The sequence below is a fragment of the Blastococcus sp. DSM 46786 genome (assembly GCF_900109665.1).
Lineage (GTDB): Bacteria > Actinomycetota > Actinomycetes > Mycobacteriales > Geodermatophilaceae > Blastococcus > Blastococcus carthaginiensis.
The window spans coordinates 34,732-51,772 of sequence record NZ_FOAO01000003.1; the positions used below are offsets into that span (position 1 = coordinate 34,732).

The 17,041-nt window shown below is 73.5% G+C and carries 14 protein-coding genes; 4 read left to right on the forward strand and 10 right to left on the reverse strand.

Going from position 1 to position 17,041, the window contains the following annotated elements; translation table 11 throughout:
* Window positions 1-59: 59 nt before the first annotated feature.
* Genes BMW62_RS03810 through BMW62_RS03835 form a run of 6 tightly spaced genes read right to left on the reverse strand, consistent with a single transcriptional unit; the run spans window position 60 to window position 6,058 of the window.
* Window positions 60-1,235, reverse strand: coding sequence for an alpha/beta hydrolase family protein (locus BMW62_RS03810; RefSeq protein WP_091929519.1), 1,176 nt, complete (start codon window positions 1,233-1,235; stop codon window positions 60-62).
* Between the two features lie 21 nt (window positions 1,236-1,256).
* Window positions 1,257-1,997, reverse strand: a complete 741-nt coding sequence (locus BMW62_RS03815) for an SDR family NAD(P)-dependent oxidoreductase (protein ID WP_091929520.1) — start codon at window positions 1,995-1,997, stop codon at window positions 1,257-1,259.
* A complete protein-coding gene (locus BMW62_RS03820; protein WP_091929521.1) occupies window positions 1,994-2,956 on the reverse strand; it encodes a fumarylacetoacetate hydrolase family protein in 963 nt (320 codons plus the stop codon). Before BMW62_RS03820 ends, BMW62_RS03815 begins: the two co-directional genes overlap by 4 nt.
* Window positions 2,956-3,894: a VOC family protein gene (locus BMW62_RS03825; protein WP_091929522.1), complete on the reverse strand. Its 939-nt coding sequence runs from the start codon at window positions 3,892-3,894 to the stop codon at window positions 2,956-2,958. The genes BMW62_RS03820 and BMW62_RS03825 overlap by 1 nt, the downstream gene beginning before the upstream one ends.
* Before the next feature lie 16 nt (window positions 3,895-3,910).
* Complete coding sequence (locus BMW62_RS03830) at window positions 3,911-5,041, reverse strand: FAD-dependent oxidoreductase (protein ID WP_091929523.1); 1,131 nt, start codon at window positions 5,039-5,041, stop codon at window positions 3,911-3,913.
* Window positions 5,042-5,059: 18 nt separating this feature from the next.
* Window positions 5,060-6,058 carry a cyclase family protein gene (locus BMW62_RS03835; RefSeq protein WP_091929524.1) on the reverse strand — a complete coding sequence of 333 codons (999 nt, stop codon included), beginning with the start codon at window positions 6,056-6,058 and terminating at the stop codon, window positions 5,060-5,062.
* 86 nt (window positions 6,059-6,144) lie between these two features.
* Between BMW62_RS03835 and BMW62_RS03840 the strand changes: the two genes are divergently transcribed.
* The 3 genes from BMW62_RS03840 to BMW62_RS03850 all read left to right on the forward strand — a co-directional run bounded on the left by BMW62_RS03840 (window position 6,145) and on the right by BMW62_RS03850 (window position 9,591).
* Window positions 6,145-7,104: a LysR family transcriptional regulator gene (locus BMW62_RS03840; protein ID WP_091929661.1), complete on the forward strand. Its 960-nt coding sequence runs from the start codon at window positions 6,145-6,147 to the stop codon at window positions 7,102-7,104.
* 85 nt (window positions 7,105-7,189) lie between these two features.
* Window positions 7,190-8,449 carry an MFS transporter gene (locus BMW62_RS03845; protein ID WP_211434967.1) on the forward strand — a complete coding sequence of 420 codons (1,260 nt, stop codon included), beginning with the start codon at window positions 7,190-7,192 and terminating at the stop codon, window positions 8,447-8,449.
* A gap of 95 nt (window positions 8,450-8,544) precedes the next feature.
* Entirely contained in the window at window positions 8,545-9,591 is a 1,047-nt protein-coding gene (locus tag BMW62_RS03850) for a YihY/virulence factor BrkB family protein (protein ID WP_091929526.1), read from the forward strand.
* A gap of 56 nt (window positions 9,592-9,647) precedes the next feature.
* Here BMW62_RS03850 and BMW62_RS03855 read toward each other — a convergent pair whose 3' ends face one another.
* Both BMW62_RS03855 and BMW62_RS03860 read right to left on the reverse strand, forming a co-directional pair.
* Window positions 9,648-11,126 carry a GGDEF domain-containing protein gene (locus tag BMW62_RS03855; protein ID WP_091929527.1) on the reverse strand — a complete coding sequence of 493 codons (1,479 nt, stop codon included), beginning with the start codon at window positions 11,124-11,126 and terminating at the stop codon, window positions 9,648-9,650.
* A gap of 164 nt (window positions 11,127-11,290) precedes the next feature.
* Window positions 11,291-12,820 (reverse strand): DUF2252 family protein, encoded by a 1,530-nt coding sequence (locus BMW62_RS03860; protein WP_091929528.1) that lies wholly within the window; start codon window positions 12,818-12,820, stop codon window positions 11,291-11,293.
* A 160-nt stretch (window positions 12,821-12,980) separates the two neighbouring features.
* Here BMW62_RS03860 and ggt point away from each other — a divergent pair, with 160 nt between their 5' ends.
* Entirely contained in the window at window positions 12,981-14,843 is a 1,863-nt protein-coding gene (gene ggt / locus BMW62_RS03865; RefSeq protein WP_091929529.1) for a gamma-glutamyltransferase, read from the forward strand.
* A gap of 3 nt (window positions 14,844-14,846) precedes the next feature.
* Here ggt and BMW62_RS03870 read toward each other — a convergent pair whose 3' ends face one another.
* Both BMW62_RS03870 and BMW62_RS03875 read right to left on the reverse strand, forming a co-directional pair.
* Window positions 14,847-15,713, reverse strand: a complete 867-nt coding sequence (locus tag BMW62_RS03870; protein ID WP_091929530.1) for a siderophore-interacting protein — start codon at window positions 15,711-15,713, stop codon at window positions 14,847-14,849.
* Between the two features lie 100 nt (window positions 15,714-15,813).
* Window positions 15,814-17,025 (reverse strand): cytochrome P450, encoded by a 1,212-nt coding sequence (locus BMW62_RS03875; RefSeq protein WP_091929531.1) that lies wholly within the window; start codon window positions 17,023-17,025, stop codon window positions 15,814-15,816.
* Window positions 17,026-17,041: the final 16 nt, after the last annotated feature.

The following is a 17,041-nucleotide window of genomic DNA, read 5'->3' on the forward strand; positions in this document are numbered from 1 at the left end:
GTCGTCGACGACGACGCGGCAGAGCGGGACCACCTGCCGCAGGAGCGGCGCGGTCACGGTCAGCGCTTCAGCTCGGCGAAGGTGTCGGCCACCCAGTCGGCGATGAAGGTGCTGACGTGCGGCAGGTGGTCGAGACCGATGTGCTCGGTCGCGCCCTCCTCCGGCGTGAACACCCGAAGCTCGCGCTTGGGGGAGTTGACGGCCTGGTCGTAGGAGCGGTGCGCCATCTCCAGCGGGATCTGCCGGTCGTTGGCGCCGTGCGCGATCAGGAACGGCACGGTGATCTGCTCGACGACGCCGTCCAGGTTCACTGCGTCGGCGAAGTCGAGGAACGCGTCGAGGTGGTGCTCGTCGCCGTCCTTGCCCCAGACCCACAGGACGTGCTCCCAGTAGTGGGGGACCGGGCGCTCGCCCTCCCGCTCCTTGCGACGGCGCTGCACCGCGCCCCAGTCGTGGTTGGCACCCCAGGCCACGCAGAGGGCGAGCCGCTTCTCGAAGGCCGCCGCCCGGGGGGCGTAGTAGCCGCCCAGCGACCAGCCGACGATCCCGATGCGGGAGGCGTCCACGTCGTCCCGCTGCTGCAGCCAGTCCACCGCCGCACCCGCCCAGACCTCGGTGTCGATCCGCGCGGTCAGCCCCTGCAGCCGCAGCGCCTCCCCGGTGCCGGGCTGGTCGAGCATCAGGCAGGAGATGCCGCGGGCGGCCAGCTCCTCCCAGTGGCTGGAGGCGTACATGTGCTCCTTGGTGGAGTCCAGCCCGTTGACCAGGACCATCACCGGGGCCGGGCCGTCGTCCGCGGCCGGCGCCTGGCTGAAGTAGGCCGGCAGGGTGGTGCCCTCGTACGGGATCTCGACGCGGGAGACCCGCGGGCTGTGCAGCTCGAACGCCTTCTGCGCGATCTCCAGCATCCGCCGGTAGGTAGGCACCCGGTCGGGGTCGGAGTGGGCCAGCATCCGCTCGGCCTGGGCGAGGTAGTTGCTGGCGCGGAACCACAGCTGGCCGGCGGTGCGGGTGTGCCCGGCCTTCTCGGCGTCCTCCGCCTGGGCCACCAGCTGGTCGGTCAGCGCACGCCATGCGCGCAGGAACTCCGGTGTCCCGGCGTCCTCGCCGGCGTTCGCGGCGTCCTTGATCGGCCGGCAGGCGCGGTCCACCTCGTCGATGAGGCCACCGGAGTTCAGCGTGGCGACGACGCCGAGGTTCCAGGTGTAGGGGCCGGTGGGGAAGTACTCGAACACGTGCGTTCCTCTCGGAGTGGTTCAGGAGGCGGTGCGGACGGCGTCGCTGATCGACTTCACGCCGCCGTGGGCGGTCATCCCGCCGTCGACGGGGATCTCCGCGCCGGAGATGAAGGAGGACTCGTCGCTGACGAGGAAGAGCACGAGCGGCGCGACCTCGTCGACGGTCCCGGTGCGGCCGAGCGGGGTCTCGGCGACGTTGGCATCGCGGAACGCCGGCGCCGCGGAGGCGGTCATCGGCGTCTCGATGTAGCCGGGGTGCACGGTGTTGACCCGGACGCCGCGCGGCCCGAGCTCCAGGCAGGCGGCCTTGGCCAGCCCGCGCAGCGCCCACTTCGACGCCGTGTAGGCCACCGGATAGTGACCGGTCAGGGCGGCGACCGAACCGACGACGACCACCGACCCGCCGGCGGTCATCAGCGGGGTGAGCGCCTGGACACCCAGGAGTGTGCCGGTGACGTTGACCTCCGACACCCGGGCGAGGTCGGCCGGGTCGAGGTCGGCCAGCCGTGCCCGCCAGGTGATGCCGGCGTTGGCGACCAACCCGTCCACCCGGGCGAGGCCGGCGGCCAGGGCTGCCCATGCCGCGGCGTCGGTGACGTCGAGCTGCCGGTACTCGACCCCTGGCAGCTCCTCGACCGGCTCCGGACCGAGGTCGCAGCCGATCACCGTCGCGCCCTCGGCGGCGAGGAGCCGCGCCTCGGCGGCGCCCTGCCCCTGCCCGGCGCCGGTGACGACGACGACCTTCCCCGCGACCCTCACGACGTGCGCGTGCGGGCCCGCGACCGGGGCCGGGCCGGGGCCACCGGTGGCAGGTCCAGGCCCTCGACGACGCGGTTGCGGATCGTGCCGAGGCCCTCGACGGTCATCTCGACGACGTCGCCGGGCCGCAGCGGTGGGGGAGCGGTGGCGCCGTGCCGCCCCCACAGCTCGGCGAGGCAGCCGCCGTTGCCGCAGGTGCCCGAGCCGAGGACGTCGCCCGCGCGCACCTCCGTGCCGCGGGAGGCGTAGGAGATCAGCTCCTCGAACGGCCAGCCCATGTTGGACAGCAGGTCCTGGCCGAGCTGCTCGCCGTTGACCGATACCCGCATGTCCAGCGCCAGGAAGCCGTCGGCGTCGCGGTAGGGCTCCAGCTCGTCGGCGGTGACCAGCCACGGGCCGAGGGTGGTGGCGGAGTCCTTGCCCTTGGCCGGCCCGAGCTTGACGGCCATCTCGCGGAACTGCAGGTCGCGGGCGGACCAGTCGTTGAAGATGGTGTAGCCGAACACGTGCTCGCGGGCGGTCTCGGGGGTCAGCGAGGCGCCGTCCCGGCCCACCACCACCGCGACCTCCAGCTCGAAGTCGAAGCGCTGCGATCCCGGCGGCACCGCGACGTCGTCGTGCGCGCCGACGAGCGCGTACGGGTTGGTGAAGTAGAACGTCGGCGCCTGGTACCACTCGGGCACGACCGCCTCGCCGTTGCCGGCGACGATGCCTTCCACGTGCTCCTCGAAGGCGACGAAGTCGCGGACGGTCGGGGGCGTCAGCGGCGGCAGCAGGCGGACGGATCCCAGCGGCACGGCGGGGCCGTCGAGAGCAGCGGCGCCCGCCTCGAGGGCCGCCGGCAGGCCGGCGCGGACGAGGTCGAGGATGCTGCGGCCGTCGGGAAGGGCGTGCAGGCCGGCGGCTTCCACCACGCCGGCCTGCACGCGGCCCTCCGCCTCCCAGGTGGCGAACCGCATCAGACGGGAGGAGCGACGAAGAGACCCTTGTCGGGGTCGTTGAACGACTTCTGCGCGACGAACTCGTTCATGGCGTTCGCCGTGCCCCACTGGTCGCTGACCTCGGGGTTGCTGATGTCGTAGAGGTGCGGGTGCCAGGTGTCCTCGTCGAGGGTCTCCAGCTCGGTCGTGTACTCGACGGTGTTGCCGTGCGGGTCGAGGAAGTAGCTGAAGGTGTTGTTGCCGGCCAGGTGCCGGCCCGGGCCCCAGATCTTCTCCACGCCGGCGCGCAGCAGCCTCCCCGTTCCGCGCATGTACTCGTCGATGCCGCGCATCTCGAAGGAGGCGTGGTGCAGCGAGGGGTGCGGCCCGCGGGCGATCGCCATGCTGTGGTGCCAGGCGTTGGTGCGCAGGAACCACATCATGTTGCCCATGCGGGGGTGCATGAGCGTGTCCGACAGCGAGAAGCTCAGGTGCTTGTCGTAGAAGGCGACGGTGCCCTCGGGGTCGGCGGAGTTGAGAACCACGTGGGAGAGGCGGACCGGGATCGACTCGCCCTCCTCGATCGTGCGGTGCTGGCGCACCTCGACGTCGGAGCTGACCTCGATGGTGCGGCCCTCGTTGTCGAAGAACCGGAACCCGTAGCCCCCACCGGGGGTCTGCAGGTCGGTCGGCTCGTGCACCAGCCGGACGCCGTCGGCGGCCAGCTGTCCGGCGAGGGTGTCGACATCGGCGGCGTTCGCGGCGCCGAAGGAGATCAGGTCGATCCGCTTGTCCGTCGCCTCGCGCAGCCGCACGATGTACTGCTCCGGTGAGCCCTCGGCGGCCAGGAAGGCCAGCCCGGAGTCGGTGTGCTCGGTCTTCAGACCCCACGTGCCGGAGTAGAAGTCGAGCTGCGTGGCGAAGTCGGGCACGGCCAGGTCGACGTGCCGCAGGTGGGTGATCAGGCGCTGGGTCATCGGGTTTCTCCGGGGGTCACGCGGGCTGGCTGGTGAGGATGGCGACGGAGCGCATGAGGCTCGGGATGTCGCCCTGGACGTGGTCGAGCTGCCACTGCGCGAGCTGGTTGGATGCGTCGACGACGGTCCTGGCGCGCTGGTAGCGGCGGGCGTGGAAGGCGTCCCACAGGTCTTGGTCGAGGACGTCGCGCTCGACGAGCAGTTCGGCGAGGACGACGGCGTCCTCCAGGGCCATGGCGCCGCCCTGCGCGATGGTGGGCGGACAGGTGTGCGCGGCGTCGCCGATGAGCACCACCCGGCCGCGGTTCCACGGCTCGTCGAGGACGTGCGTCTCGAACCAGGTGTAGTTCACCCGGGACGGGTCGGTGAGCGTCTCGCGGATCTCGTCCCAGGGGCCGTGGTAGGCCTGCGAGAGCTGCTTCATGGTGGCCAGCTGCTCGTCGGGGGAGAGGGCGCTGCGGTCCTGGGCGTCCTCGACGATGTACGCGTAGAGGGTGTCCTCGCCGGTGGGGCAGTAGCCGGCGATGTAGGACGGACCGCCGTAGTAGAGGTCGGTCCGGGTGACGCTCGCCGGTCGCGGTCCGAAGGCGCGCCAGATGCCCATGCCGACCGACCTGGTCTCCAGGTTGACGCCGAGCGCGCGGCGGGTCCAGGAACGGACCCCGTCGGCGCCCACGACGAGGTCGTACCGGCCGGTCGAGTGGTCGGCGAAGGAGACGTCGACGCCGCCCTCGTCCTGGGCCAGCCCGGTGTGGGTCGTGCCGTACCGCAGCTTCACGCCGACCTCGGTGGCCCGCTCGCACAGGATGCGGGCCAGCTCGGGCCGGGGCATGCCCATGGCGGCGGGGAGATCGGGGCCGCCGGTCCTGGCGTCGGGGATCTCGGCGACCACCGTGCCGTGCGGGTCCGGGGCACGGATGCCGGTGACGTCGAAGGCGTAGCCGGCGGCCTGGACCTGGTCCCACACCCCCAGGGAGCGCAGCTCGCGCAGGGCGTTGCCCTGCAGCGTGATCCCGGAGCCGATCGCGGCGATGTCCGGCTTGATCTCGAGGAGGTCCACGGCGATCCCGGCCTTCGCCAGGTGGATCGCGGTCGCGGCGCCGGCCAACCCGGCTCCGACGACGAGGACGTTGTTCACGGCAGGCATGTGGTCTCCTACGTCGGTCTACTTGACGGCGATCGGGTTGACGGGGGCGCCGACGGCGCCGGTCACGCGCAAGGGGGCCGCGGTGAGCCAGAAGTCGTACCGGCCGTCCTCGGCGCAGTCGGCGGCGAGGGCGTCGAGGTCCCACATCTCGCCGATGAACAGCCCGATGTTGGGGATGGCCACCTGGTGCAGCGGCTGGAAGGCGATGTCGAACTCGTTGGGCCGGACCTCGAACCCCCAGGTGTCGGTGGCGATGCCGGCGATCTCGCTGCCGTGCAGCCAGTCGGCGGTGGTGAACGACAGGCCGGGAGCGGCGCCGCCGGCGTAGTCGCACCAGCCGCGGCCCTCGGCGATGTCCCGGCGGGCCCGGGTCAGCCGCCCGGTCCGCACCAGGAGCAGGTCGCCCCGACCGACGCGGGAGGACCCGCCCTGCGCAGCGATGGTGGCCTCGAGGTGCTCGGCGGTGATGGCGAAGCCGTCGGGCAGTTCGCCGTCGGTACCGATCGCACGGCCGACGTCGAGCAGCACGCCGCGGCCGGCGATGAGCGAGGCGACGGTCTCGATGCCGGTCACCGAGTCGCCGAGGCTGGTGACGACGTCGCCGGCGCGACGGCCGTTCCAGGCGAAGCCGTGGTCGAAGATGTGCCCCAGGCCGTCCCACTGCGTGGAGCACTGCAGCGGCATCGAGATCACGTCATCGGCGCCGCCGATGCCGTGCGGGAACCCCTGCACGCCCCGCTCGGCGTCGGTGCCGGTGTCGGTCATCGTGTGCACGGGGTTGGTCCGGCGCCGCCAGCCCTTCTGCGGGCCGTCGGTGTCGAAGGGCTGCGACAGCGAGAAGCTCGCACCCCGGCGGACCAGGGAAGCGCCCTCGACGCGCTTGTCCTCGGTGAGGAAGTTCAGCGTGCCCAGGACGTCGTCGGCGCCCCACCGGCCCCAGTTCGAGCAGCGCTTCGCGGCCGCGGCGATGGCGCCCTCGGGGTCGCTGCGGTCGAGGCTGTCGGAGTTCGGCTGCACGGTCCTGACGGTGGCGCAGCCCACACGGGTGAGGGAAGACGAGATGTCTGATGACATGCATCAGCGCCGTCGATAGCGTGGTCGGCGTGAACCTGGCGAGCCTGGACCTCAACCTGCTCGTGTCGCTCGACGCGCTGCTCCAGCAGCGCAGCGTCACGCGGGCCGCGGCCCAGATGGGTCTCAGCCAGCCGGCCCTCTCGGCCTCCCTGGCCCGCCTCCGCCGCCACTTCGACGACGAGCTGCTCACCCGTGTCGGCAACGAGTACCGGCTGACGCCGCTCGCGGTGCAGCTCAGGGAGCTGGCGCGGATCGCCCTGTCGGGTGTCGAGCGGGTGTTCTCGGCCCAGCCGGAGTTCGACCCGGCGTCCTCGACCCGCGAGTTCACCCTGCTGGTCAGCGACTACGTCGTCGCGGTGCTCGGCGACACCGTGGCCCGTCTGCTGGCCGAGGAGGCGCCGCACACCCGGCTGCGGCTCAGCACGCACTCCCCGGCGGTCGTGGACCGGGCCGAGCAGGCCCTGCTGTCCGCGGACCTCCTCTTCCTGCCGCCCGGCTTCCTCACCGACCTGTCCCGCCGGGACCTGTACCGCGACCAGTGGGTCTGCGTGGTGGCCGCCGACAACCCCGTCGCCGACGTGGGCCTGACCGTGCAGGACCTGGAGACCCTCCCGTGGGTGGCCACCTACCACGGGCCGACGGCGTCGACGCCGGCCGCGCGGCAGATGCGCATGCTGGGGATCGAGCCGCAGGTCCAGGTCGTCGTCGAGAACTTCCTGACCGTGCCGGCGCTGATCGCCGGCACCGACCGGATCGCGCTGCTGCAGCGCAGGCTGGTCGACCTGCTGCCGCTCGACATCGGCATCCGGGCGCTGCCGTGCCCCTTCGACGCCGGGCCGCTCATCGAGTCGATGTGGTGGCACCCCGTCTTCGACGACGACCCCGAGCACGTCTACCTCCGGGACCTGGTCGTCCGGGCGGCCGACCTGGCGGCGGGAGGGTGGTCGGCCGGTATCGATCAGGCTGATGCCGGTCAGCACGAGAAGTGATTTCCGCTCGGGGTCCGGCGTGCTGACACTTCACCGCCAGTGATGCCGGTCACCCGGACCGGCACGCCCGTCGATGGAGATCCCCGTGTCGGAGAACGTCCTGAGCCCTGAACGGCCGGCCGAGGAGCCGCTCGCCGGTGAGGTCGCCGTCGACCCCGCCACCGGCCGCCCGGCCGGCCGCGCACAGGCGCTGGTCCTGCTGCTGTCCAGCTGCCTGGCCGTCCTGGGTGCCGTGCTGCTCGCCCCCGTGCTGCCCCGCATCCAGGACGCCTTCGCCGACACCCCGGGGGTCGAGGCGCTGGCGCCGATCGTGCTGACCGCGCCGGCGCTGGTCATCGGCCTCACGGCCATGATCGCCGGCCGGATCGTCGACCGGGTCGGCCGCAAGCGGCTGCTCGTCAGCTCGCTCGTCGTCTACGCCGTCGTCGGGACGGCGCCGCTCTGGCTGCCCTCGCTGGAGCTCGTCGTCGCCAGCCGCGTGCTCCTCGGCCTCACCGAGGCGGCGATCATGACCTGCTGCACGACCCTGCTGGCCGACTACTTCCACGGCTCCGCGCGGGAGAAGTACTTCGGGCTCCAGGTGGTCTTCACGACCGTCGCCGCGACCATCTTCTTCGGGGTCGGCGGCGCGCTGGGCGCGGCCGACTGGCGGACGCCGTTCTGGCTGTACGCGGTCAGCCTGCCGCTCGCGGTCGCGGCCGCCACGCTGATCTGGCAGCCGGCGCCGCGGACGCAGGCGGCAGCACGTGCCGAGAAGCTGCCGGCCCTGCCGTGGCGTCAGCTGGGCCCGCCGCTGGGGGTGTCCCTGCTGGGTGGGCTGGTCTTCTACGTCCTGATCGTCCAGCTGTCCTTCAAGCTCGACAGCATCGGCGTGGTCTCGACGGCGGTCATCGGCGCCGCCAGCGCGATCGCCTCGGTCGGCACCGCGGTCGGTGGGATCCTCTTCGGCCGGCTGGCCAGGCGGGGTCCGGTGGTCCTGGTGCCGCTCGCCTTCGCCCTCTCCGGCGTCGGCATCGTCGGGCTCGGCCTGTCCTCGACGGTCCCTGCCGTGATCGCGTTCGCCGTGATCACCGGCTTCGGCAACGGGCTGATCCTGCCGTCGCTGCTCACCTGGGCGCTCAGCTCGCTGGGCTTCGAGCAGCGCGGCCGCGGGACCGGTGCCTGGACGTCGGTCTTCTTCATCGGCCAGTTCGTCTGCCCGCTGGTCGTCCTGGCGCTCACCGGCGCCCTCGGGGGCCTCGGTGCCGCCCTCGCCGTGCTCGGTGCGCTGTCGCTGGTGGCGGCCGTCGGCGTGCGGCTGCTGCGGCCGGTGGCAGGAGCCGGCAGCCCGGTCGCCGCGCACTGACCGATCCCGTCCGGCGGCCGCGCAGTTCGCTGCGGGGCCGCCGTGCGTGCGCGCACCGGTTCCGGGTAGCCGCCGACGAGGGAGGAGGTGCACGCATGGGTGTCGCCGCACGGCTCGACGCGTTCCAGACCAGGCATCCCGCGGCGGGGTTCCCGCTGGCGGTGGTCTACAAGTTCGTCGACGACCGGGGGCCGCACCTGGCCGCGCTGATCACCTACTACGGGTTCGTCTCGCTCTTCCCGCTGCTGCTGGTGCTCACCTCGGCGCTGGGCTTCCTGCTGGAGGACGACCCGGCGCTCCAGCAGCGGATCCTGGAGTCGGCGCTCTCGGACTTCCCGCTGCTGGGTCCGGCGCTGGTCGAGAACATCGGCACCTTCCGCGGCAGCGGCGCGGCGCTGGCGATCGGCGTGCTGGGCAGCCTCTACGGCGGGCTGGGCGTGATGCAGGCGGCGCAGGCGGCCCTCAACCGGATCTACGCCGTCCCCCGGTTCGCCCAGCCCAACCCGCTCCTCTCGCGGCTGCGCAGCCTGCTGCTGGTCCTGGTCCTCGGCGTGGCCGCGATCCTCTCCGCCGGGCTCACCGCCTTCGTGTCGGCCTTCTCCGACACCCTGCCCGTGCCGGGGCCCCTGGTCACCGCGGTGGGCACGCTGACCGGCCTGGCGATCAACGTCGGGATCTTCCTGGTGCTCTACCAGGTGCTCACCGCCCGCCGGCTGGACTGGCGCAACGTCGCCGTGGGCGCCGCCATCGCCGCGGTGCTCTGGGAGCTGCTGCACGTGCTGGGCGCGTACTACTTCGGCACGTACGTGATGCGGTCGAGCGACGTCTACGGCGTCTTCGGCGTGATCCTCGGCCTGGTCGTCTGGATCTACCTGCAGGCGCTCGTCGTCGTGCTGGCCGCGGAGATCAACGTCGTCCGGCACCGGCGGCTGTACCCGCGGTCACTGCTCACCCCCTTCACCGACGACGTGGAGCTGACCCGGGCCGACGTCCGTGCCTACACCGGGTACGCGCGCAGCGAGCGGTACAAGGGGTTCCAGCGGGTGGAGGCCACCTTCCGCAAGGACGCCCCACCGCGCCCCGGTGACGTCGAGGGCTTCCCCGGCGACGTCCCACGGGACGGGGCGGGGGGTCGGCGGTAGCCGGCGTCCGCGCTGCGGGAGGCGCCCGCGGCGTGGGTGGCGGGCACCGCCTGGGATCAGGCCTTGGCCGGGACCCGGATCAGGTTGACGTAGCGGTCGGTGCGGGACTGCTTGTCGGCGTACATCCGCTCGTCGGCGCGGCGGACCAGGTCCTCCACCGAGCACGGCCGGTGGGGGTCCCAGGGCTCCGCGCCGATGGAGAACCGCAGCTCGAAGGCGGCGCTGGACCCGGCGTTGAACTCCTCGAGGGCCGCCGCCAGCCGCCGCCGGACCTCCGCCTCGTCCGTGCCGTCGCCCAGCAGGACGACGAACTCGTCACCGCCGAGCCGTCCGACCACGTCGCCCGACCGGCACGCCGCCCGCAGGACCGAGGCGGCGGACGCGATGGCGCGGTCGCCCTCCTCGTGCCCGAGGACGTCGTTGACCTGCTTGAGGCCGTCGAGGTCGACGAACACGGCCAGGCGGCGCTCGCCGCTCCGGGCGGCCCGGGCCAGCTCCTGCTCGGCCAGCTGGAACCAGCCCCGCCGGTTGTGGATCCTGGTCAGCTCGTCGGTCGAGGCGATCACGGCCATGGCCTGCTCGCGGCGCCGGCTCATGACGACGAGGGCGGTGCCGGTGATGAGGAGCATGGCCAGGACCAGGACCTCGGTGCGCAGGGCGGCGCGGTCGAGGTGCCCCTGGAAGCCGTCCCTGGTCTGGACGTTCACGGCCAGCCACGTGGTCCCGGCGACCTGCTGCCAGCTCACGACGTGGTCGGTGCCGGCGTCGGTGGTGTCCGCGATGCCGTTCTCCCCGCCGGACCGCACCGCCGCGAGGGCCCGCGGGTACGGGAACGGCGAGCCGATCGCCTGCATGTCGGCGGAGCCGACCACGAGCCCGGCCTCGTCGACGATCCAGCCCTCGCCCTCACCGCTGATGACGCGGTCACCGGAGCCGTCCCGGGCGGCCCAGGCGCACAGGAAGAGCCCGGTGGACCCGTCGGACAGGGTCACGGGAGCACCGAGCGCGAGGGCGGGCTCGTCGGCGATCCGGATGATGCCGGACACCGGGAGGCGGTCCGCGCCGGCGTCGGTGAGCGCCGCGAGCAGGGGGCTGAACCCCGGGTCGGAGGGCGAGGCCGTCTCTCCCGTCGGCGCGTAGGACGCCACGACCTGGCCGAGCGGGTTGACGACGGCCGCACCGCGGTTCATCGCGTCGCCCGCGCTCACGACGAAGTCCCGGATCCGCGCGTCGTCCCGCTCGGCGGCGTCCGTCCCCGGCGTGGCGCTGAACGCAGGCACGCCCGCGCTCTCCTGCACCGCGAGGACGGAGGCCAGCTGGCCGAAACCGTCGCGCACGAGCTGCGCGGTCAGCTGGCCGACGACGCTCGTGTTCTGGACGCGGTCCGCCCGGTGCTGGTCGACGGCCAGCTCGCCGGCCTGCTGCGTGGAGAGCAGCCCCAGCGCACCCATGACGGCGACGAGCACGCCGGAGACCACGAGGGGTCCCCAGCGCCGCCGCCCCGCCGTGGTCCTGCTCCGCATCCCGATCGCCACCGTGCCTCCTCTGGCCGTCCCCCCTCCATCGGCAGCCGGTGGCGGAGCTTGAGGATCGGCTGCGCCGGATCCGCGCCGACTCACCCCGGGGGATGGGCTGCGCGCCCCGGAGCACGTCCGGACCGCAGCGGGCCGGGAGCCGCGGCCCCTCGGCGGCGGACCGCTCAGCGGTAGACGACGTCCACGCTGCGGAAGGCGCCGAGGGCGTGGTCGGCCGTGAAGTACCCGTGGTCCCGGCGCACCCGGTCGGCCGCCTCCTCGGCGTAGCGCAGCACGTCGTCGACGAACAGGTCGTGGCTGCCGATGGCATCGAGGATCGCGGGCTCCACGTCGTAGTCGACGTTGCCGGTCTCGTCGGACATGGCGTGGGTGTGCGCCAGCACGCGGCCGCAGATCTCGGCGTACCGCTTCCACTCCCCGGTCGAGAGGGAGCCCAGGCTGATGTCGTCCCGGTAGGGCGCCCGCTCCCGCACCATGAAGCTCTGGCCGTCGACGTCGACGCTGCCGTAGAAGACGTCGCCGCTGACCAGGTGCACCCGCTGGGCGTGCCGGATCCGGTCGGCCTGACCGTCCACCTCGTAGCCCGACGGCGGCACCAGGCCGGACAGCGCGGAGCGGCGGGCGCGCTTGAACTCCAGGAGGAGGTCGTCGGTGCCGTCGTCGCGCACGCCGGCGATCAGCACGTAGTAGCGGGTCAGGCCGAGCGAGGCGGTGCCGGCACCGTGCCGCTCGGCGACGTCCTTCACCCGCATCGCGCCGGCCCGCTCGGGCACCGGCACCTCGTTCTCGGCGACGAAGCGGTCGACGACTTCCTGGAACTCCTCCCGGCGGCTGCTGACCGGCACCAGCTCCTCGTCGGTCCGGAAGCCGCGCCGGGTGCCGTCCAGCAGCCCGGCCAGCCAGTCGGTCCGGCTCCTCTCCAGCGTGGTGGCGATCAGCTCCCTGATCAGCTTCGGCGCGTTGTCCAGCCGGAGCTGCTCGGTCTCCTCCCTGCCGTCGGAGGCGTAGGAGGCGATCCCGGCGACGTAGCCGCGCACGAACCGTTCCGCGATGGCGCGCTGCTTCTTCCGGCCGTGGCCGGACTTCGCGGCCGCACCCAGCAGGAACCCGACGGCGCCGCGCTTGAGGTCCCACGTGAAGGGTGCGTAGTAGGCGTCGTCGAAGTCGTTGACGCCGAAGACCGGCACGTTGTCGGCGCTGGGCATCACCCCGAAGTTGCCGGGGTGGACGTCGCCGAGCGCGAGCACCGTGGGCAGCCGGGCGTCCTCGCCGACCAGGTCGCGGTAGAAGAGCAGGTTCGTGCCGCGGAAGAAGTGGAAGACCGAGCCGGCGAGCTTGTCGAACTTCGCGCGCGCCTCCAGGTCGCCGGTCGCGATCCGCGTCTCGTGGTCCTCGCGCACGGTCTCGCGCACGTGCACCCGGCGGTCGTTCCCGCTGAGCATGCGGGGGATGAGCACCATCTCGCCGGCCGCGCGGGCCTCGGCGAGCCGGCGGAAGGCCTCGACCCGGGAGCTGATCTGCCGGCGGCCCGCCGCGGGGTGGTCGGTGTCGTGCAGCGGATCGGGCTCGTGCTCGCGCAGCGCGGCGACCAGCTCGTCCTTGGACATGCGGCTCCGGCCGGGGATCCCGCGCTCGCGGGCCAGCCGCAGCAGCTCGTCGCGGGCGGCGGTCGTCAGCTGCGTGTCGGAGGACATGCACCCGGCCTACCCTCCGGCGCTCTGACCAGGCACGACGATCGTGTGACAAGTGGCCGCCGTGGCCGGCCGCCGGCCGCGGACGGCGCCAGGGCTGGCGCGCCGGGGCCCGGGGGTGTCCGATGGGGCCCTGCGCATCGATGACGCCCGAGGAGTCTCCATGCTGCGTCCGCGTACCACCTTCCTGGCCCTCACCGTGCTCGCCGGCGGCGCTCTCGTGGCCGGTGGCCCCGCCGGCGCCGCGCCGGGCGAGGACCCGGGTGCCGCTCCACCCGAGAAGCGGGCGCTCGCCGTGGGCACCGGGGGTGCGGTCGCCACGGTCGACGCCGATGCGACGCGGGTGGGCCTGGACGTCCTGGCCGCCGGCGGCAACGCCGCGGACGCGGCGGTGGCCGCGGCCGCTGCCCTGGGTGTGACCGAGCCGTACTCGGCGGGCGTCGGCGGCGGTGGCTTCTTCGTCTACTACGACGCCGCCACCGGGGAGGTCGCCACGATCGACGGCCGGGAGACCGCACCCCTGGCCATGGGCGCCGACGCCTTCCTCGACGAGGCCGGGGACCCGATCCCCTTCACCGAGGCCGTCTCGAGCGGTCTCTCGGTGGGGACGCCGGGCACCCCGGCCACCTGGGTGACGGCGCTGGAGGAGTTCGGCACCTGGTCGCTGGCCGACGCGCTCGTCGGCGCGACCCGGCTCGCCGACGAGGGCTTCGTCGTGGACGAGACGTTCCGGCAGCAGACGGCGGACAACGAGGAGCGGTTCCGCATGTTCGCGCCGACCGCCGAGCTCTTCCTCCCCGGCGGCGCCCTGCCCGAGGTGGGAACGGTGTTCCGCAACCCCGATCTGGCCGACACCTACCGGCTGCTGGCCGGCAAGGGCGTGGACCCGCTCTACACCGGGGAGCTCGCCGAGGAGATCGTGGCGACGGTGCAGGACCCGCCCGAGGCGGCGGGGGTCGCAGAGGTCCGGCCGGGTCTGCTGGAGGCCGTCGACCTGGCGCTGTACGAGGCGCCGCTGCGGGAGCCCACCCGGGTCGACTACCGCGGGCTCGAGGTCTACGGGATGGCCCCGCCCTCCAGCGGTGGCTCGACCGTCGGGGAGGCGCTGAACATCCTGGAGCCCTTCCCGCTCGGCTCGCTGCCCGACGTGCCGGTGCTGCACGCCTACCTGGAGGCGAGCGCGCTGGCGTTCGCCGACCGGAACGCCTACGTCGGCGACCCGGCGTACAACCAGGTGCCGCTGGCCGAGCTGCTCTCCGACGGGTTCGCCGCGGAACGGGCCTGCCTCATCGCCCCGGACGCGGTGCTGGAGAAGCCGACCCCCGCCGGTGCCCCGGACGGCGAGTACGCCGCGTGCCCGGCCGGGGAGGGGCCCACGGTGGGGGAGGGGTCGGAGGGGCCGTCCACGACCCACCTCACCGTCGGTGACGCCGCGGGCAACATCGCCAGCTACACGCTGACCATCGAGCAGACCGGCGGCAGCGGGATCACCGTGCCCGGCCGCGGGTTCCTGCTCAACAACGAGCTGACCGACTTCACGTTCGCGGCCGCTGATCCCACCCGGCCCGAGCCGAACTTGCCCGCTCCCGGCAAGCGCCCGCGCAGCAGCATGGCGCCGACGATCGTCCTGCACGACGGCGAGCCGGTGCTGGCGCTCGGTTCCCCGGGCGGCAGCACGATCATCACGACGGTCCTGCAGACGCTCGTGAACCGCATCGACCGGAACATGGACCTCGCGGAGGCGATCGCCGCCCCGCGGGCCAGCCAGCGCAACACGGCGACGGTCAGCGCGGAGCCGGCGTTCGTCGACGCCTACGGCGAGCCGCTCACCGCCCTCGGCCACGAGTTCACCGTGGTGGAGGAGCTCGGCGCGGTCACGGGCATCGAGTACCTGCCGGGCGGCCTGCTGCTGGCCGCGGCGGAGGTGGAACGCCGCGGCGGCGGCAGTGCCGGCGTGGTGAACCCCATCGTCGACCCGGAGGCCCCCGGAGCGGCGGAGCTCGCCCCGCCGCTCGCGGGCCCCTGACGCTCAGCCGGCGATGGCGGCGTCCTCGGCCTCGATGGCGGCGTTCCAGTCGCGCTTGCCCGACTGCCAGCGGTCCTCGGTGTCGCCCCGCCGCCAGTAGCCGGAGATCGACGTCCACGCCGGGTCCAGGCCCCGCTCCGCGCGCAGGTGGCGGCGGAGCTCCCGGACGGCGTGGGCCTCGCCGTGCACGAAGACGTGCCCGTCGCCGGGCGGCAGGGCGGCGGCGCGGACGGCGTCGACCAGGAGCGTGCCCGGCGCGGCGCCGTCGCGGTGCAGCCAGCGCAGCTCGACGCCCGGGCCGAGGACGAGGTCGTCCTGCTCCTCCTCGGCCCCGGCCACCTCGACGAACACCAGCGCGCGGGTGCCCGCGGGGAGCCGGTCGAGGGTCGCGGCGATCGCCGGTAGCGCGCTCTCGTCCCCGGCGAGCAGGTGCCAGTCGGCGTCCGGCCGGGGCGCGTAGGCGCCGCCGGGCCCCATGAACTGGATGCGGTCACCGGGGCGCGCCGCGGCGGCCCACGGTCCGGCGAGCCCCTCGTCGCCGTGGTGCACGAAGTCGATGGTCAGCTCCCCGGCGGTCGCGTCCCAGGCGCGCACCGTGTACGTGCGGGTGACCGGCCACTGGTCGGCGGGCAGCTCGGCGCGCACCCGCTCGACGTCGTAGGGCACGGCGTACGAGGCATCCGCGGGCGGGAAGAGCAGCTTGACGTACCGGTCGGTGAACTCGCCGTCGGGGAAGCCGGCCAGCCCGTCGCCGCCCAGCACGACGCGGACCATGTGCGGGGTGACCCAGGAGGTGCGCACGACCTCGCCGATCCGCGGCGTCCGCTTGCGGGGCGGCCGCCCGTCGCCGGTGGCTCGTGGCTCGCTCATCGCTGCTCCGCTCCGTCTCGCGTCGGCGACCGCTGTGCCGGCTGCCCGGACGACGGTACAGAGCCGGATGATCACCGCTTCCGGCCGCTCGCCGGGCGGCTCACGCCGTCCGGACGCGGACCGGGATGCTCTCCCAGGCCCGGAGCGTGTTGTTGTGGTGCCGCACGGCCGGCCCGGCGAGCTCCAGCGACCGCACCCGGCGGGCGAGCGCGGTGAGCACAGCCTCGGACTCGAGCCGGGCCACGTGCTGGCCGACGCACTGGTGGATGCCCATGCCGAAGCCGACGTGCCCCGACGGGTCGCGGGTCAGGTCGAAGGCGTCGGGGCGCGTCCAGCGCCGCGGATCCCGGTTGGCCGCACCGAGGAACATGAGGATCTTGCTGCCGTCGGGGACGACGTGGTCGCCCACCCGCACGTCGCTCGTCGCGGTGCGGAAGAAGGTCTGCACGGGTGACTCCCAGCGCACCGCCTCGTCGAAAGCCAACCGGGCCAGCGACGGCTGCACTCGCAGGCGCTGCCACTCCTCGGGGTGGGTGGCGAACGCGTGGAGGACGGCCGACAGCCCGTGGACCGTGGTGTCGACCCCCGCGGTGAGCAGCGAGCGGACGACCAGCGGTGCCATCTCCGGGGTGATCTCACCGCGGTCGCTGGCCGCCCAGATGTCGGCACCGAAGCCGACCGGCGCCAGGGCCTCCCGCCGGCACCGGTCGGCCACCCAGGCCGACAGCTCGGCCACCCGCGGGGTGCCCCTTTCCACCAGGTCGTTCGCCGGGCCGAACGCGTTGAACGCGTGGTCCCCGTAGGGCAGGAGGTTCTCCCGTCCCTCCCGGCCGAGACCGACCGCGTCGGGGAACACCCGCAGGGGGAAGACCGAGGTGAGGTCGCGGACGGCGTCGAACTCGGCGCCCGAGGCGAGCACCTCGTCCACCAGCGCCTCGGCGTCGGCGGTCCACCGGTCCCGCAGCCGGCGCAGGGCCCGTGGCCCCAGCACCTTGGTGAGCACCCGTCGCGGGGCGTCGTGCCGGGGCGGATCGGCCTCCAGCAGCAGGCTCGGCGGACGCCAGGGCTCCTCGTGCCGGAAGTTGGACAGCCCGACCCCCGCGGCCGACTGGAAGTCCTGCCAGTCGACGAGGGCGGCGTGCACCTGCTCGTACCGGGCGAAGGCGTACACGTCGTACCGGGTCAGGTGGACCATGGGCCCGGCCTCGCGGAGGGCCTCCTGCATGGGGAGCGGGTCCTCCAGGACCTCGTGGGAGAACGGGTCGACGTCGTCGGTGGGGAGGGCGGCGTTCGTGCCCAGGGTCGCGGTCATGGCAGCTCCGGGGGAG

Excerpts from the sequence above, each read along its gene's own strand:
- BMW62_RS03830 (WP_091929523.1), bottom strand. The coding sequence starts at position 5,041 with ATGCCTGCCGTGAACAACGTCCTCGTCGTCGGAGCCGGGTTGGCCGGC.
- BMW62_RS03820 (WP_091929521.1), bottom strand. The coding sequence starts at position 2,956 with ATGCGGTTCGCCACCTGGGAGGCGGAGGGCCGCGTGCAGGCCGGCGTG.
- BMW62_RS03870 (WP_091929530.1), bottom strand. The coding sequence starts at position 15,713 with ATGAGCGAGCCACGAGCCACCGGCGACGGGCGGCCGCCCCGCAAGCGG.
- BMW62_RS03875 (WP_091929531.1), bottom strand. The coding sequence starts at position 17,025 with ATGACCGCGACCCTGGGCACGAACGCCGCCCTCCCCACCGACGACGTC.
- BMW62_RS03825 (WP_091929522.1), bottom strand. The coding sequence starts at position 3,894 with ATGACCCAGCGCCTGATCACCCACCTGCGGCACGTCGACCTGGCCGTG.
- BMW62_RS03850 (WP_091929526.1), top strand. The coding sequence starts at position 8,545 with ATGGGTGTCGCCGCACGGCTCGACGCGTTCCAGACCAGGCATCCCGCG.
- BMW62_RS03860 (WP_091929528.1), bottom strand. The coding sequence starts at position 12,820 with ATGTCCTCCGACACGCAGCTGACGACCGCCGCCCGCGACGAGCTGCTG.
- ggt (WP_091929529.1), top strand. The coding sequence starts at position 12,981 with ATGCTGCGTCCGCGTACCACCTTCCTGGCCCTCACCGTGCTCGCCGGC.